General features: G+C 55.8%; 18 protein-coding genes. 10 read left to right on the top strand and 8 right to left on the bottom strand.

All coding sequences use genetic code 11. The annotated features are described in order from the left end of the window. Positions 1-236: 236 nt before the first annotated feature. Positions 237-425: a hypothetical protein gene (locus ABIE49_RS14880; protein ID WP_192739006.1), complete on the top strand. Its 189-nt coding sequence runs from the start codon at positions 237-239 to the stop codon at positions 423-425. Positions 426-1,741: 1,316 nt separating this feature from the next. Here ABIE49_RS14880 and ABIE49_RS14875 read toward each other — a convergent pair. After that, on the bottom strand, positions 1,742-1,936 hold the full coding sequence (locus ABIE49_RS14875; RefSeq protein WP_192738934.1) for a hypothetical protein: 195 nt from the start codon (positions 1,934-1,936) through the stop codon (positions 1,742-1,744). 63 nt (positions 1,937-1,999) lie between these two features. Beyond that, the gene (locus tag ABIE49_RS14870; RefSeq protein WP_192738933.1) at positions 2,000-2,182 is read right to left on the bottom strand and encodes a hypothetical protein; all 183 of its coding nucleotides are present in this window, start codon (positions 2,180-2,182) and stop codon (positions 2,000-2,002) included. Between the two features lie 232 nt (positions 2,183-2,414). On the opposite strand from ABIE49_RS14870, the gene ABIE49_RS14865 reads away from it, so the two are divergent. Continuing rightward, positions 2,415-3,128, top strand: coding sequence for a Crp/Fnr family transcriptional regulator (locus ABIE49_RS14865; RefSeq protein WP_192738932.1), 714 nt, complete (start codon positions 2,415-2,417; stop codon positions 3,126-3,128). 319 nt (positions 3,129-3,447) lie between these two features. Here the strand turns inward: ABIE49_RS14865 and ABIE49_RS14860 are convergent, their stop codons facing one another. From ABIE49_RS14860 to ABIE49_RS14850, 3 genes are read right to left on the bottom strand one after another with little or no spacing between them, the layout of a single operon-like run. Beyond that, positions 3,448-4,416, bottom strand: a complete 969-nt coding sequence (locus ABIE49_RS14860; protein ID WP_192738931.1) for an ABC transporter substrate-binding protein — start codon at positions 4,414-4,416, stop codon at positions 3,448-3,450. A 56-nt stretch (positions 4,417-4,472) separates the two neighbouring features. Further along, on the bottom strand, positions 4,473-4,616 hold the full coding sequence (locus ABIE49_RS14855; protein WP_192739005.1) for an ABC transporter substrate binding protein: 144 nt from the start codon (positions 4,614-4,616) through the stop codon (positions 4,473-4,475). Further along, positions 4,610-5,296: an ABC transporter substrate binding protein gene (locus ABIE49_RS14850; RefSeq protein ID WP_354067496.1), complete on the bottom strand. Its 687-nt coding sequence runs from the start codon at positions 5,294-5,296 to the stop codon at positions 4,610-4,612. Before ABIE49_RS14850 ends, ABIE49_RS14855 begins: the two co-directional genes overlap by 7 nt. 437 nt (positions 5,297-5,733) lie before the next feature. Between ABIE49_RS14850 and ABIE49_RS14845 the strand changes: the two genes are divergently transcribed. The 4 genes from ABIE49_RS14845 (at position 5,734) to ABIE49_RS14830 (ending at position 9,824) form a co-directional block, all read left to right on the top strand. Continuing rightward, positions 5,734-6,483 (top strand): alpha/beta fold hydrolase, encoded by a 750-nt coding sequence (locus ABIE49_RS14845; RefSeq protein ID WP_192738929.1) that lies wholly within the window; start codon positions 5,734-5,736, stop codon positions 6,481-6,483. 226 nt (positions 6,484-6,709) lie between these two features. Then, a complete protein-coding gene (locus ABIE49_RS14840; protein WP_192738928.1) occupies positions 6,710-7,699 on the top strand; it encodes an ABC transporter substrate-binding protein in 990 nt (329 codons plus the stop codon). 669 nt (positions 7,700-8,368) lie between these two features. Then, on the top strand, positions 8,369-9,070 hold the full coding sequence (locus ABIE49_RS14835) for a DUF1326 domain-containing protein (protein WP_192738927.1): 702 nt from the start codon (positions 8,369-8,371) through the stop codon (positions 9,068-9,070). Positions 9,071-9,200: 130 nt separating this feature from the next. Beyond that, positions 9,201-9,824, top strand: coding sequence for a DUF2182 domain-containing protein (locus tag ABIE49_RS14830; protein ID WP_192738926.1), 624 nt, complete (start codon positions 9,201-9,203; stop codon positions 9,822-9,824). A gap of 10 nt (positions 9,825-9,834) precedes the next feature. Here the strand turns inward: ABIE49_RS14830 and ABIE49_RS14825 are convergent, their stop codons facing one another. Together ABIE49_RS14825 and ABIE49_RS14820 are read right to left on the bottom strand one after the other, a co-directional pair. Further along, a complete protein-coding gene (locus tag ABIE49_RS14825) occupies positions 9,835-10,146 on the bottom strand; it encodes a DUF1330 domain-containing protein (RefSeq protein ID WP_192738925.1) in 312 nt (103 codons plus the stop codon). A gap of 49 nt (positions 10,147-10,195) precedes the next feature. Beyond that, positions 10,196-10,483, bottom strand: a complete 288-nt coding sequence (locus ABIE49_RS14820) for a DUF1330 domain-containing protein (RefSeq protein WP_192738924.1) — start codon at positions 10,481-10,483, stop codon at positions 10,196-10,198. Positions 10,484-10,927: 444 nt separating this feature from the next. Here ABIE49_RS14820 and ABIE49_RS14815 point away from each other — a divergent pair, with 444 nt between their 5' ends. Next, positions 10,928-11,485 carry a LabA-like NYN domain-containing protein gene (locus ABIE49_RS14815; protein ID WP_192738923.1) on the top strand — a complete coding sequence of 186 codons (558 nt, stop codon included), beginning with the start codon at positions 10,928-10,930 and terminating at the stop codon, positions 11,483-11,485. A gap of 355 nt (positions 11,486-11,840) precedes the next feature. Further along, complete coding sequence (locus tag ABIE49_RS14810; protein WP_192738922.1) at positions 11,841-12,029, top strand: hypothetical protein; 189 nt, start codon at positions 11,841-11,843, stop codon at positions 12,027-12,029. 650 nt (positions 12,030-12,679) lie between these two features. Here ABIE49_RS14810 and ABIE49_RS14805 read toward each other — a convergent pair. Then, entirely contained in the window at positions 12,680-13,909 is a 1,230-nt protein-coding gene (locus ABIE49_RS14805; protein WP_192738921.1) for an adenylate/guanylate cyclase domain-containing protein, read from the bottom strand. A gap of 650 nt (positions 13,910-14,559) precedes the next feature. On the opposite strand from ABIE49_RS14805, the gene ABIE49_RS14800 reads away from it, so the two are divergent. After that, the gene (locus ABIE49_RS14800; protein ID WP_354066830.1) at positions 14,560-15,357 is read left to right on the top strand and encodes an extensin-like domain-containing protein; all 798 of its coding nucleotides are present in this window, start codon (positions 14,560-14,562) and stop codon (positions 15,355-15,357) included. 61 nt (positions 15,358-15,418) lie between these two features. After that, positions 15,419-16,417: a L,D-transpeptidase family protein gene (locus tag ABIE49_RS14795; protein WP_192738919.1), complete on the top strand. Its 999-nt coding sequence runs from the start codon at positions 15,419-15,421 to the stop codon at positions 16,415-16,417. Positions 16,418-16,467 lie beyond the last annotated feature (50 nt).

The raw sequence follows: 16,467 nt of genomic DNA, 5'->3' as shown, positions 1-16,467 counted from the left end.
CGCCCCCTAGTGGACACTGGAATGCCACACGGCGCGCTATGCTGGTTGTAATCTTCGATGTCGGCTTTTCGGCTGTTTAGCGGACATGGACCGCGCGCCTCGACTGATGTCACCTTTAGGCCAGGAGGCCGCACGTCAACGGAAATGGAACAATGTCCAAGCGAACTGATTGGAAATCGTTACGGCTTGGCTGGGATAGACAAGGAAGTATTCCTATCAGGGACGGAGGAGCAAAAATGGACGATGAACGAAAATCATCAAAAGCGGGGGAACGTGCCGCTGAAGGCTTGCGCGAGGCGGCTGCTAAGGAAGAAGCGAAAAAGGAGAGCAAGACGGGGCACGATCTAGCTAAGGGGGCTGATCGCTTCGAAGAACGCTCTAAAAGCTCCGATGGCAAAAGCGCAAAAGAAAAACAGAAAGGCTGAACTGATCGAGTTGAGCTTGGGCGGTGCCAGCGCCACGTCGTGGGGCGGATGCGATGGTGAAAGGTAGTTTCAACAGCTTATCGTGGCCAACCTATTCGAAGTGGCCCGCGAGACAGATCAAGGTCCGCGTATAAACGGGCCGCTGTCATTAATCACCACCGTGACAGAGGTACATTCCGAGGTTTGTGAGCGTAACGTGCGATCCAAATGTAGCGTGCGATGCGATATATCCACTTGGAGAGAATGGCTGGCCACTCGCCGTCCGCCGCTCGTTGCGCGTGTCCAGCCGCCTAGGGGCGCTGGGGCCGTTCTTTTGGAACCTCGCGACGCTTCATGAGTCGATTCGGCGCTCCCGGATCGATGTCCCCCTAAAAGCCACCGGGAGAAAACCCCAACTGGGTTGGCGGCTCTAGCGCGTCCCGCTGGGGCCGTTTTTGATTGCAGTTTTAAAGCTGGAGAGGAAACCGAAGAGACCGCAATGAGGTACTCCGGACTAGTCCCGAAAATCAAGCGAGCTGCGTAACTTACGCAGGCCGTCGGCAATCCGCCGTTGCCGAATCGGTTGGAATGGGCTGCCCCAGTGCACGCCAGTAGGCTGAGGCCGCTTATCCACGGTTCAGGGAAGCTCAATTGAGTTTTTGATCCTTTTCGAGAACTTCAGCGCGTCCTGTCTGCTCAACCTGTTGAGCAAATGTTGAATGCGTGACGGCGCGTCATGCTCGTGTTTTGAGAGATGCATCCGAAGCCGATGCCCTATTTCCTCTCGGATTTCGGCGTTGTGGTCTGAATCGGGGATGTTGGGGACGTTTCTGTGGGACATTGCATGGCCTCATGCATTTGCCCTGCCTGAATAGATCACGCGGGAGCTAGACAATCGTTCCGGCACAAAAGTACGAAAGTGAACTTAATGCGCCCAGGCTATAACGAAAAGAGTCCGCCAACAGAGTCGACCTTACTCCTTATTCAGCTTCCGCATTTGCTCGCGAAGCTCAGCTTCCAGAATGCGGATCATCTCGGCTGTGGGTCCCTCACGGAACTCCGATGCCAAATCGCGGCATTTGGCGAGCTTCTCCTCGATTGGGTGTTTTTCCCGATCTCGGTCCATGAACATAGGGTGCCTGGAAAGGCTAAAGGTCTCAAATGCCCGCGTTTCAACTAGGCCCGATGTTCCGACGCGAGTGTGCCGGGAGCGGTGGCCCGGGCCAGCACGACGGCATAATCACCGCAAAGGACGATGTGGGATCGTACCGCACTGGAGGCAGCCGGTTATTCAGGATAAAACCTTCACCGCGCTGGCCCAATTTGTGTGGAGGCGGTTACCCGCTTTTCAATTGAGAACGCCCTTCTGCGACCGCCCTGATCGCCATGTTGGTCAGCCGCATTCGACTCCTCACGCCCGCTCGCCATGCGTTCGCTATGGCGTTAGCGGCTAAGGTCTGCGCCTCCCGGAAATTCACGGCTTGCTCGGTGCGAATGAGATAGTCCATCGCGATATCGAGCGCTTCGTCCATCACGTTGTCGAAATCACCATGCGGCCAAGGGTACATCGAACGAACCGGAAGCTTGCCTGCTCATCAAGATTGCTGCGTGACTTGCCCGACGCGGGGGGTATCGGCCAGCTCTAACCTCTCGGCGTCTTTATCGAACTGTTTGGAAAGCTCCTTGAGCTGCGCGCACGCTTGGTTGTCGCTGACGCTCAATGCGAGGCGTTCCGCTCGTCGGGCTTGGTCTCTGAATTGTTCGCTTTGCTTGCTCATTCTGAGCCTCGCGCTGAGTCCGGTAACCGACACAAGATGAGTTCGTTCCGGTCGTGCGCGATTCGCGAAAGATTAATTTCTAGCCTTGAATGTTACGGAGTTGTTCCGCGAATGGAACTTCGCAAGCTGGCGTGCTTTTAAGAAACGCGCCGTGTCGGGTGCCCGACCGTACGCCATCAAAAATGCAGCTAAAAGTAAATGCGATCATGATTTAAGGTAGGCACCGTACCTTATGCCTAGCAACGAGATTAAAAATCTGCTTCTTGCGGCTCTTCCACGAAATGCGTTTGAAGCGCTGCGTCCCGATCTCGTCCATGTCGAACTGGAAAGCAGAACCCCAATCTATCTTCCAGACGATGAGGTCGAATGGGTCTATTTTCCCTCGACCGGCATGATCTCCATCTTACAATCCACGGCGGACAGTCGAGGCATTGAGCTTGCTACCGTCGGTAAAGAAGGCGCTCTTGGGGCAATTGCCGGGTTCGGATTAAACCGCGCTCTAACGGCAGCGGTCGTTCAAATGCCTTTGACCGCACTGAAAATATCGGCTGTCCGCTTTCGAAAACACCTTACGCAGTTTGCTTCTCTCCAAGAAATGGCTCTCAAATCCAATGAAGTCATCTTAGCGCAGACTCAGGTCACGGCGGCCTGTAATGCGCTTCACAATGTAAAACAGCGGTTTTGCCGGTGGTTGCTGCAGAGCTGGGATCGTTCGGAGGGCGACACCATTCCGCTGACCCAAGAATTTCTGGGCGAGATGCTAGGTGTAAGAAGAACATCGGTTACCGAGATTGCATCGCAACTGCAAGCTGAGGGTATTATCCGATATCGACGGGGAAACATCGAAGTTGTTAAACGCCGGGAACTGGAGAAGCGTTCTTGCGAGTGCTTCCACGCAGTTCGCCGGGTTGAAAAGGCAATAATGGGGATTGAGCTAAAACCCTAGAGCCTTTCTCTAAGTCGCACTTCCCAGAATCAATAGTCATTCGCGTGCACAGAACCCTCGGTGCCCTGTGCGACACGCGGCCGTTAGGGCCCTCGTATGAAACACCGGCATGCTTGTCTTCTTAGCCGCCCATGGTACGCCCCGTGAACGGTCATTATCAGCTCGGGCAGCTTTGCTCAGAGCTTAATTCTGAGCACCTCGTCAACGCATGCGGGCAGAGTCGGCGGAATGATCAGAACAAGTGCCTTCGCAGTTCTAGATTGACGACCAGTACGATCTTTGGTGCTTGCTTATTGCCTGCATCGCACCACGCGCATTCCTATTCAATCACCTCGTCGGCGCGAAGGAGGAGAGAAGCGGGAATTTTGATTCCCAAGGACTGCGCTGTCGCCGCATTGATTACCAATTCGAACGCTGTAGGTTGCTGAATAGGTAGATCACTCGGTCGAGCACCTTGTAAGATGAGAGCCGCGTAGATGCCGACTTTTTGAGAATTTTTGGCAAGGTTCGGCCCGTAACTCATCAGGCCGCCAACCGCCGGAAATTCACGGAATTCGTAGGTCGCCGGAAGCGAATGCCGGTTCGCCAATGCGACAAGTTGCATGCGCAGGCTCACAAACAGCGCATCGTTGCTGACGAGAACGGCACCGACTTGAGCGCTGACAAGCTGCGTGAATGCTGGTTCAAGGTCATTAACGTTGCGCGCCTTAGCGACCACCAAGGGCTGGCCGGTCGAACGGGCAACGTTCTCGATCTCCAGCAGCAAATCTTGATTTTCGGGGTTTACCAAGAAGCCTACGGTCGCGTTTTGTGGAAGGAGCTCCCGTATTAGTTCAAGCCGTTTAAGGGTGAGCGTTGCCGTCATCATGGCTATGCCGGTGGCGTTGCCTCCGGGATGTGCGAGGCTTTTTGCTAGTCCAATCTTCATTGGGTCCGACGCGATAGTGAATACGATGGGAACGGTTGAAGTAGCACGCATGGCGGCGAGCGCGACAACATTGCCTCCCACCCTGATTAAGGCCGGGTTGAGGCGCAGGAGTTCTTGTGCCAGCTCGGGAAGCCTATCGTAGTTTCCTCGTGCCCACCGATGTTCTATCATGACGTTTTTTCCGACGACGTACCCCCTTTCCGCGAGACCTCTCTCGAACGCTGCCTCAATATCCGGGACCGGTGAATCACCCGCGCTAAGCACACCAATGACCGGGATCGTTGGCTGTTGCCCTTGAGCCACTAGCGGCCATGTCGCCGCCATGACGCAGGGGAGAGTAATGAAGTCGCGCCGCCTCATGCCCACTCCGAAGGTCAGGTGACGGCATCATAGCCCATCAGTCGCATGCATGATAGCTATTCGATCACCTCGTCGGCACGAAGGAGTACGGACGGAGGCGCCGTCAGGCCGAGCAACTTCGCGGTCCATAGATTGATGATCAAATCGAATTGAGTGGGCTGCGCAACTGGCAGATGGGCCGGTCGCTCTCCCTTTAGAATCCGATCATACGTCGCACTTTGTCTCCAAGCGCAGGCGAGTTAGCACTGTACGACATCAGCCCGCCGCTTTTAGGAAATTGAAGAGCCACAGATGCCGATGGCAGCCGGCATTTTAGGAAAAGTTCAGCCAGGCCCGTTTGGAGCAGTGTCGGCTGAACGACCACAGCGTCCGCTCCATTCTCTTGGATCTTCCGAAGTATCGGGTCAAGTTCATCTGCCGAGGTTGCTTCCACTCGTTCCAGTTCAATGCTCAGCCTGCTTGTCGAGCCCTCAACGGCCGACAGGAAGGGCCTTGCGAATGGATCGGCAGAATTTATCAACACAGCAAGACGAGAGAGACTTGGAATTATCTCCCGCAAGAGCTCAACATTCTTCGAAGCGACTTCAGCCGCGATGCCAGATGTGCGCGTTATATTACCGCCGGGACAAGAACGGCTTTCTACTAGACCAGTGGCTACAGGATCGCCCGCCGACTGCCATTGCCACCTGTTCCCGAAATTTGCGTGCGAATGTCGGCTAGCGGACAGACAAAGTTCGGACCAAGAAATTAGCGTTAGGGAGTTGCCAATCCAGGATGGTACTCGACTCTTTGATTGCTCGACCCCTCTCAAATTGCCCGGCCTTTGAGCCGGGCGTTTTTTATTAGTGGGGTGTGTGAAATCTGCGAGGATGGCGCGCATCGCTTGGGCGATCATGGCCAAAGGAGGATACTCTCGAGCGCCGGAACTTGCTGTAGCCGCCTGAAGAGGCTTGGCAATGGGAGCATGAGGCGACAGCGGAGCAAGACAATCGATTGCGAGGGTGATGAGGGCGTGATGTGAAACGGTCGAGCCGTCGATTGGGACACCCCGCTTCTGGGTCATGGGCGTCAAAGCCCGGGCGATAGATTGGGACCCGATCCGCGAACTACATCAGGGCCAGCGGTCATGGTGCCGCGCAAACAGGCCGGACAAATGACTTGCACCCGACCGCAAGCCGAACGTCAGGATCTTCTTGCAATGCGGGCGTCGTCCACACATGACCCCAAAGCGGAAATAGGCGCTCTCAGACCGGTCTCGGCTTGAAAAGCGGGCTCGTTCAAAGCAAACTTGGTCGCTTGAGGGCTTGGGGGCACACCATGACATTTGTGACCAATCGCGGCGTACGTATTCACTATCAAACCATTGGCGAGGGTGATCCTCTTGTGTTGCATCACGGGCTTGGTGGAAGCGGGGCGGACTGGATTGATCTCGGTTACGTTGACGCGCTGAAAGATCGGCATCAAGTGATCCTGATTGATGCAAGAGGTCACGGACAAAGTGACAAGCCACACGACCCAGCAGCCTATGATCTGGTGGTTCGCGCATCCGATGTCGTCGCGGTACTTGACGGGCTGGGACACCGTACATCGAATTTCTTTGGCTATTCGTACGGTGGAAACGCAGCCTATGGCCTCGCCCAATACTATCCAGAACGGATCAGATCATTGGTAATTGGAGCCGCCCACCCATACGCCGAGAACTTGCAGCCCTTCCGTGACCTGTTTCCGAGCGATCAGGCGGCATTGGCTGCATCAATCGACAAGATTTTTGGGCATCTCGTACCTAACAGTTGGCGCACTAGACTTGTTGCAAATGATGTTGCTGCGATCCACTTGGCTGCGCGGGATCGTTCGTCGATAGCCGATGACGCATTACCGAAGATGACCATGCCCTGCTTGTTCTTCGTCGGCGAATTGGACCCACGCTTGGCGGCAGTCCAAGAGTGCGCATCGCAGCTAACGAATGCTACACTGCTCGTGTTGCCGGGTTGCGATCACATGACCGCTCTAGGACAAACTGAGACCGTTGTGGCGCGCGTTAATACGTTTTTGGCATCTAGCCGCTGACAGTCCACTCGTGGCACTTTTCGGACCTGACAGGCTCAGACGATGTCCGTTATTTAGGGCAAAGCCGACCTCCCGGTTGAGCATCCGTACTTCTGAGTTTGACCCATCTCGGACCATCCGAAGCAAAATTCCGATGGCAACTGTTGACCTAAACTGTGCTCCGACGCCGCATACCGTCCTGTAATGTACTGTGGTATGTTTCTAACCACAGCATTGGACGGGCTACATGGAACGCCGCGCGTTCTTTACCTTACTAGGGGGCGTAGTGGCGTCACCTTTTGTTTGCCCACTCGTCGCGCGTGCGCAGGGGAAGACATGGCGGCTCGGCTTTCTCACACCCGGAGCAGCCGAGACCAATAATCCCGGGAGTGTGCGACAAACAACCCTGAAAGTACTCGCGGATCGAGGGTTCAGTGAGGGACGTAACCTTATCTACTTGCCTGCGGGAGCCGATGGAAATTTGTCGCGCCTCCCCGGGCTCGCCAAAATGCTTGCTGAGCAGCGTGTCGACGTAATCATAGCAGTAGGCGCGCTGGCGGCTCGAGCCGCCATGAGAGCGTCCCCAGGGACTCCTGTCGTTCTGTCTTTTTCCGGTGACGATCCGGTGCAGGGCGGCCTCGCGGCTAGCTTGGCCCGTCCCGGCGGTTTGGTCACCGGTATCTTTTTTCGGGGTATTGAGACAGACGCGAAGCGGCTCGAGATCCTTCGCGAGGCTGTTCCCGCCGCACGCGTGTTCGGCTTTCTCGCGACACCGACGCTGGAGCCCGAGCGCTCAGAACTTCTCGCGGGAACTGCCGCCAAGCTGGACATTTCGCTGGCGACGCGTGTGGTCCAAAGTCCCGCTGACTACGTGGCCGCGTTTGATGCGTTCCACGCTGAGGGTGTAAGCGGAGTGCTGGTCATGGGGTCAATAATCTTTGCTGCCGATGCACCGATTGTATCCCAGCTTGCGACGGAGCGTGGAATGGCAACCATTTGCGAGTGGGACCACATGGCGCGGGCGGGGTGCATGTTGGGATTTGGACCCGACTTGGTTGGGCTAAGACGGCTCACAGGGGATTACGTGGCAAAAATCTTCAATGGTGCGAACCCTGCCGATCTTCCCATCCAACTGCCGGACCGCTTTAATCTTACAGTGAACCTTCGTGTCGTGGGGCAACTGAAACTGCAGCTTCCCACAGTCTTTCTCGGCCGCGTCGACGAGGTGATAGAATAGTAGCCGCGACTTCTGAGTTTGGCACGAAGGGGAAGAGCCGATCCGATCTGGCGATATCCGTTGACGGGGGTAAACCGAAAGTGGCTGGCCCACCGTCAAACAGACGCGATCCATGTGGTGGACGACGCCCGCTCCAGGCATCGAATGTGCCAAAGGGGCGATCGTTGAACAACGAATCACCGGAGGGGGTCGTCCACATGCATGTAACGCTGATCTCGCCAAGAACGTATTCCAAGTTCACTGCGTGGATAGTGCGGGCAAGGTTATCTTCACCCGACAGTTGCGGCGCAAGCACCGTGCGATTGATTGGGACCCGATCGGACTACATCAGGGCCAGCGGTCACGGTGCCGCGCAAACAGGCCGGACACATGACTTGCACCCGACCGCAAGCCGCACGTCAGATTCTTTTTGCAATGCGGGCGTCGTCCACACATGACCCCGAGCAGTCCTAACATCTGGATCGCGCGGTCCTGGTACGAAAACAAAAAAATTAGGTCAAAGCTGCTGCCCGAATGAGCTATCTCCTCCGGTCGGCCGCCTGGAAAGCTGCTACCCAAGGATCGTTCACAGGGCTATGCTCTCCTCCAGTGCCTCAGTCACCAAGGTTAAGTTTGATTCTAACGTTTGGGTAGCGCGCGCCGCTAATCAGTATGCGTGGGGAGGTTACGATGACACCATTCTCCCGTCGCCGTTTGCTCGACATTGCTGGCTCTATAACTGCTGCGTCTGTTCTCAGCGCACTGCGCCCCGTCCGAGTTGCGGAAGCGGCGGAGGATAAGAGCACATGGAATGTCAAAGGCCTCTTCATGGAAGCTTGCAATTGCGAGGCAATGTGTCCCTGCGTCGTGGGAAATGCCCCAACCCCCGGCATATGTGGGGTTCTTCTCGGCTACCATATTGAGTCCGGCCGAAAAGGCGATGTTGCGCTCGCTGGATTGAACGTGGTGAGAATGAACTTCTCACCAAGTCATATGGCGAAAGGTAATTGGCGGGGGGCGTTCTACATCGACGAACGCGCCAACCCTGCGCAGCGCGAGGCACTGAGCGCGATCTTCTCCTTCAAACCGGGCGGTGCGTTTGCGGCGCAGGCCGGGTTGGTCGCCGAAGTGCTCGACGTTAAATTCGTGCCAATCACGTTCGCGGGCCAAGGGCGGCAATGGAAGATGGTAATCGCCGGAATCGGGGATGCCGACATTACTGCGATCGAGGGGTTCGACGGCAAGGAGATCCGCGTCGAGAACTTACGCGGAAGAGCGTTTCCACACGTGGTCGCGAAATCCACGCATACCGCGTACAAAGACTTCGATCTCCAGTGGGAGATCAGCGGCAAGAATGGATTCTATGCGCCTTTCGCCTTCAACTCGGCCTGAGATTTTACGCCTGCTCTCGGTGGAGGTTTGGCGCCTTTTGCCGGTAGGAGCCGTGCTCGGGCTCTTGATCGGAGCGGGGTGGGCATACCTTGTCTACATGGCTTGGGGCATGCGCCACATGGATGCCGGTATGGACATGTGGATCATGCCGCAGATGGTGGACTGGGACGCGACCGATCTTGGCCTTGTGCTGCTGATGTGGACCGTGATGATGGCGGTGATGATGCTGCCATCGGTCCTGCCGGTGATCCTAGTTCTCGTCCGCTTCGGCGGTTCTGCGCACGCCGCTGGATTCATCGTGGGATATCTTGTGGCGTGGGGCGGGTTCAGCGTCGCGGCGACTCTCGTGCACTGGGCCCTGCTCAAGGCAACCCTAGTCACGCCGATGATGGAGAGCGCGAGCGTGCCCTTGACCGCCGCTGTACTGGCAGTCGCTGGCCTCTTTCAATTCACTCCATTGAAGCACGCGTGTCTCATCCGCTGCCGTTCGCCATGGGGTGCGGTGCTGAATCCGTCGAGTGCTACAATGGCGACGCGTGAGGGCTTTCGCCATGGCGCTTTCTGCGTCGGCTGCTGCTCGGCGTTGATGGCACTGCTGTTCGTCGTAGGCGTCATGAACCTGCTTTGGATCGCGGTCATTGCCGCCTACGTCATCGCAGAGAAATGGGCGCCGGGCGCGGAATGGTTTAGCCGCGCGGTGGGTGCGCTGTTGTGCTTAGCGGCGGTCGTGGTGGTCGGCGTCGGCGCAAGCTAAGAAGCCGTTCTTAACCTTCGACCCCGCCGACGATCACCATGTTGTCAGGCCCTCTGGCATTAAGCCTCAACGGAAGGAGCGCCTGATATGCCGGTGACTCATACCAAGCGCGCGCCGCTGCGAGCGTGGGAAACTCAACAATGAGCAGGCGGGTCGGCGTCCAGCCCTTATCGCGTCTGACTTCCCGTACGTCGATGTCGGTGGTTCGGACGATGACTCTGCCACTGTAAGGAATTAAAGTATCGAACGCTTTCTCCTTATAGGGCTTCATTGCTTCAAGATCGCCGCCCGGTGGGACATCAAAGATTACGTAGGCTGCCATTGCCTCTCTCCGAATAAAGCGCTGTACGCCGCCTCGCGATCCAAGACGATCAGGAGCTGGCAAAGGCCCAAATGTTTAGCGTGGCTATCCCTTCTCGCAGCTTCTTGATCGGAACGTAATCCGGCGAATTCCAAAACGCGTGGATCGCCTCCATGTTCGGAAACTCAAACATAACGACTGGCCGCTCGTCATGTTCGCCCTCCAGCACTTCCACTTTTGCGCGTCTGGCAACAAGCATTCCGCCGAAGCTGGCGATGAACGGCACGACGGCTTGCACGTATTTCTGGTACTGCGCTGCGTCTTGGATCGTACTTTGGACAATAAAATAGGCGGGCATATGAACCTCCATTCGACACCCACATTTGCATACTCCGAGCGGTGGCGACAGGCGGATCAATCCCATTGGCGCGAGAAACACTCAATTCTTCATGGACCATTCGATAAGCGACTGGTTCGCTCAAGCTATAGCGGACGAAGCCCTGCGACCCATAGCGGACATAAGGCCGCTATTGTTTGCTCAGTGAGGATTAATCCTTCCGGTCCTGGAATGAAGCAGCGCCACAGCGGGGTCATACTTCCATCGCGGCTGTCGTAGGACGTAGGAATCGTACTCAGCGGCTCGCTGGACCCAGATAAAGGACTGCGACTTTCCACAAATGCACCCAAAGCGACATAAGCGCCTACGCTGTAGCAGTGGACAAAGCTCGCCACCCGCCCGGCGATCTTAGTTTCACCGTAATGCACCGCCGTCGTTCTATGGGCAATCAAGGGGGCTGGGGCGATGCTTTCTTCCGAAAAATTGGCGCTCTTTATCGATGGCCTGAGCCTCCATCACACGGCGAAAGCCTTGAACTTCAGCATCGATTTCAAGAGGTTTCTCGCCGAGTTTAGGACACGTGGCGTGCTTGTGCGTGCGTATTACTACACGATTATCGCAGAAGAGTTTCAAACGACTCGGCCCCTCATCGATTGGCTCGAATATAACGGTTTCACAGTGCGTACAAACTCGGTCAAAGAGTTCGATGATGGTGAGGGCCGACGGAAATTCAAGCGCAATATTGGTATCGAACTCGTAGTCGATGCGGTCGAGATTGCGAAGCATGTAGACCACATATTGCTGTTTTCTGGGGAAGGCGATTTTCGTCCCCTCGTGGAAGCGCTCCAGCGCATCGGTCCCCGCGTCACGGTCGTATCGAGTATGCGAACGAACCCTATGACGGTCGCTGACGAATTGCGTCGGCAGGCGGATACGTTCCTTGAATTGGACGACCTCAAGGCTGCAATAGGGCGGACCACCGGGGAGAGCAGACTGCGCAACCAGAGGGATGAGTTCTCGTAGGGACAACATTCCCCACCGGCATTCTCGACATGCCGCGAAGCTGGTAAACCGAATTGAGCATTGGTCTTCATGTCCACCTTTGAGACATGCCCGCATATCCTGAGAATGTCCGTTCACGTGGGTAGACCGGAAGTCGCCTACCGACGCGAATGTAATCGTCGATGTCGGCTTTTCCGCTGTTTAGCGGACATGGACCGCGCCTCGACTGAGGTCACCTTTACGCCAGGGAGCGCACGCGCCTCAATTGAACTGGAACAATGTCCAAGCGAACTGATTGGAAATTGTTACGGATTAGCTGGGATAGACAACGAAGTATTCCTTGGAAAAGCGGTGTTTATCACGGAAGGAGCATAAAATGGATGACGAACGAAAATCATCAAAAGCGGGGGAACGTGCCGCTGAAGGCTTGCGCGAGGCGACTGCTAAGGAAGAAGCGAAAAACGAGAGCAAGACGGGGCACGATCTAGCTAAGGGGGCTGATCGCTTCGAAGAACGCTCTAAAAGCTCCGATGGCAAAAGCGCAAAAGAAAAACAGAAAGGGTGAACTATACAGCAGACCCGCCTAACCGACCAGCGCCCGGCATTGGCAGAGTCCGTTATGTGCGGCAAAGCCGCCATCGGGGCTCGCTTAGTGTCGTTTGATCCGCCCGGCAACGAAACCTCAGCCGCCGCGCCGCTCGCGCACTGAGCGTCGCGCGGGCTTGCCAAGCCCAACGTGCGGCAACCCATGCATACAGCGTCACCACGACGACGGTCTTCACCCACTGCCGTGCTTAAACAGTACGTTGATGACGGCGATCAAAGCGTCCAGGCGTGTCACTTCAGAACCCGCATGCTGCCACGGGTCTTCATGCGCTTAAGCGCTGGGACCATGTCCGACCGCTCCAGTACCATGACGGGCCGGTGAATTGTACTTGCGGGGTGCTGCATCGCTCCGGACTTGAAGTGTTCCCCAAGGATGCGCTGCGCGGCCTCACATGCATCGCGATCCGTGGCCATCTAACCTGGTTACATGTAGTCCTCCTCTTTTTCACTGCAATGCACGGCAGGCTAAGGTGTTCCATGTTTATCGTGCCGGACTTTGGGTTTTACGCCGACATCTCAGTTCGAGGAGCCGGTGCGGTAATAAGCGCCGATCTTGCCTTAGGTTTGTGTAGCGATTTGATCGATGCCCTCGGTAAGGCATGCACATCCTCACTCCGTTAGACCTGTGAGGTAATACAGTTCCATCTCGCCCTTGCCTCTAACTTCTACCGTACCACGTTTCTCAAATTGAAAGGCCTCGCCCAACGCGCGCTTAGTATCTTCAGTCACCTGTATCCTGCCAGCGCTGCCGTGCGATTCCATGCGCGAAGCGGTATTCACGGTGTCGCCCCAGACGTCATAGAACAGCTTGCGAGTGCCGATCACTCCGGCAACGGCGGGGCCGGTGTGAATCCCGACCCGCACCGCCAGATCCTCATGCAATTCGGCGCTCAACTTGCGCGTCACGTCCAGAATCTCCAACGCCATGTTGGCGACGTCAGCCGCGTGGCCAACTTGCGGGTCAGGCATGCCCCCGGCGACCATGTACGCATCACCAATCGTCTTGATCTTCTCCAGTCGATGCTTTTCAGCAAGTCGATCAAATTCAGAGAATACCCGGTTTAGGTATCGCACTACTTCGCGAGGCGGCGACTGGCTGGCACGCGGCGTAAAACCGACAATGTCCGCGAACAGGATCGTCACCTCGTCAAAATGATCGGCAATGATCTCGTTCGGATCATTCTTCAGCCGTGACGCAATCGACGTCGGCATCAGGTTCAGCAGAAGACCTTCAGATCGATCGAGTTCACGTTCCAACGCCGCTTCGGCGTTCTCGAGCATGCGAATCGCGAAATACACCGCCATAAAAATAAGCCCTATCACCCCGCTTACGCACGCTGCCCTGATCCCCATCAGCAGAGTCGGTGAGGCAGGCGCAATTGAGCCCTGCGGGGGGAAATAGAGTTCAACCAGCAGAAACAACACCAAGATGCACACAGTAATGAAGGCCGCGACCCGCACATGATGAGGACCAAAGAAAACGATCGCGGCAGGCGCTGCGAACAGGAAGAAGTGAACGCCGGAAGCAGTCCCGACGATGTAGGCCAAGAGCGCTAGTGCGCCGCCATTGATGACCGCTATCGACAGCATTGCTGCATAGTCGTTGACGCGATGAAGTATGGGAGGGATGACAAAGAGCGGCATCGTCGCCACTATCGCGATCACTAACGGGCGCAGCGCGTGCCAATCCACCGACGCATAGAAGGCAGCGAAGAGCCCGTAAAGAACAAAAATGAAACCGTTGAACGCATTAGTCTGCCGAAGTCGCCGGGCAGTTCCTCTGGAGTAATTGTCTGTGCCGTAATTCACGATTCTGGCCAAGACAGAATTCGATAACATGGACAAATTTTCCCACATCATGTCAGCAACCTCTCGTTGGATGCGGATATGTGAAAAGACTCATTACCATACGCCTCGGGAAGCCACTGTCACTGGACCTTTCCGGGGACTCAACTAGGTACCCAAACTGCGATCGATTGGGGGAAACGGCCGCTACTCCAACAGCATCGCGCTCGGCGTTGATGACGTTGCCCGTCCGAAGCGCGCTTGAAGGACGTTCGTGGCAGGCGGTTAAAGTACAAAACAACTCACTAGATCGGGCAAAAGCCGCAGGACCGTCAAAAGCAAAAGCTCAAACCTAACTGACTGACAAAGAGAAGTCCGAGCGGTTCAAGAAAACCGCTCGTTATGCCATGGCTTGCGCATGGCGGAAGGGACCACTCTTGCAGCTATACTATCCGAACCAGCGCAGATCCTCTATTGTTTGCACTCGGTGTTAATGGTCTGTCTTAGGGTCGGCGGTTCGGCTGTTGATTCCCACCTCGATCTTCGCAATAGACGCGGATTAGGCTATCTCGAACGCCGGACATCGCGCGAACTCGATTTTCTAGATGAGATATCTGGTATGACGGCCACAAGTGTGCAGCTCGTCTCGCGACCAGGGTTTGATCTCCTATCCAACATTTTCAGAACAGCGACGATGGGACGGAATGATAACTCGGATCAGCAATACGCTTTCAAGTGGATTATCGACGGTGAAGAGCTCCTTAGAATGGTGTCAGGATTTCTCAGTGCCCACTTGGGTCCGGAAAATGCTTCCGGGCGGAATGGCTATTGCATTCTTGTTCGTTCAGTCATGCTCTGCTCTCGCCTCGAACAAAATACCGCTGCCGCGACCGCGTCCGATAGAAGTGTCCCCGAGCACGCCCCCGGACAAAGGAATACCTGAGGTTCCTTCTGCCTGTCAGATTTCCCTAGCCGATCACATTGCGATCGCTCCAATTATGCCAACAATTCGAGAGCCAGGTGGATGTGGCGGCGAGGATCTGGTCCGTCTCGAGGCCATTATTCTTCAAAATGGCTCACGCGTGTCCTTAAAACCCGCTGCGGTCGTGCGCTGTCCCCTTGCAAAAGCGATCGCTGAATGGGTCCGGGACGATATTGCTGCTCTGGCGGCGAACGTCGGGGTGCTCCGCGAGATAAACATCGCCGGATCCTATGAGTGCCGAGATAGGAACAGAGCTTCCGGCGAGAGATTGTCCGAACACGCGCGGGCGAATGCGATCGATGTAGTAGGGATTAGCTTGCGCAGCGCGGGACCCTTATTGTTCACGGACAGACTCGCCTCGCGGGACCTGCGAGAAAAAGCACGCATCTCCGCATGCAGCCGATTCCCCACCGTTCTTGGGCCGGGATCGGATGGTTATCATGAAGATCACATTCACCTTGATCTGTTAGAGCGCAAGAGTGGGTACAGGATCTGCCAATGGAACGTATTGAGTCCCTAAACCTTCAAGATGCGGGAACTCGACTGGTTCGAATCGCTTATCGAGTATTGGAGAACGCTCGATGATAGGTCGATGGGTTGGGACTTTGCTGTTGCTTTCGCTGATATCTCCGGCTGTGGCAGCCAGCCTTGATGCCCCGTCGATTAACAATGCCGAATACCGGTCAAAGGCTGCGTCCGAAGATAAGATCGATCCTGCGGTCGTGAAGGCCCAGGTTCTTCTCGACCGCGCTCAATTCTCTCCAGGTGAAATCGACGGAAAGCTCGGCGAGAACGCAGAAAAGGCGCTTCGAGCCTTCGCCGACGCCAAAGGCCTTGCCTCCGATAAACCTCTTACCGAGGAAGTCTGGAAAAAGCTCGTGGAGGCAAGTCCCGACCCGGCCATCACTGACTACAAGATCTCCGAAGCCGACGTAAAGGGACCGTTCCTGGAAAAGCTTCCCGCCAAGATGGAGGAGATGAAAACCCTTGCTGCGCTCAGCTATACCAGCCCGCGCGAGGGGATTGCGGAAAAGTTCCACATGAGCGAAGGGCTGCTCCAGGCGCTGAATCCGGGCAAGAAGTTTGATCGCGTAGGAGAAATTATTGCCGTCGCCAACGTCGGCAATAAAGACAGCAAATTGGGAATTGGACGTATCGAAATCGACAAAAGGCGTCAGACTCTCAAGGTCTTTGCGACTTCCGGTGAATTGCTTGCGTTTTTTCCAGCGACAGTGGGAAGCAAGGAGAAGCCGACTCCGAGCGGCACTCTTAAGGTCGTGTCTGCCGACGCCAATCCCAATTACCGCTACAATCCGGACTATCAGTTCAAAGGCGTAAAATCCAAGGTGGCCTTTACGATCAAACCCGGACCCAACAACCCGGTGGGATCATTCTGGATCGGTCTCTCGGCGGAAGGCTACGGCATTCACGGCACTGCGAATCCTTCCAAGGTCAGCAAGTCTGAATCTCATGGGTGCGTCCGCCTTACCAATTGGGATGTAGGTTTATTGGGGAGGAATGTAAAGAAAGGTACGCCCGTCGAGTTCGTCGAAGAGCTAAAGACTGGCCAAAAGAATTGAATTGCTGCCGTCGGGCGACGCTTACCGCTAGGCTTGGCATCAGCCTATAT

This window comes from Bradyrhizobium sp. OAE829 (assembly GCF_040546575.1).
Taxonomy (GTDB): Bacteria; Pseudomonadota; Alphaproteobacteria; order Rhizobiales; family Xanthobacteraceae; genus Bradyrhizobium.
Note: the sequence above shows the minus strand (reverse complement) of the source record. Positions and strands in the feature narration are given on the sequence as shown.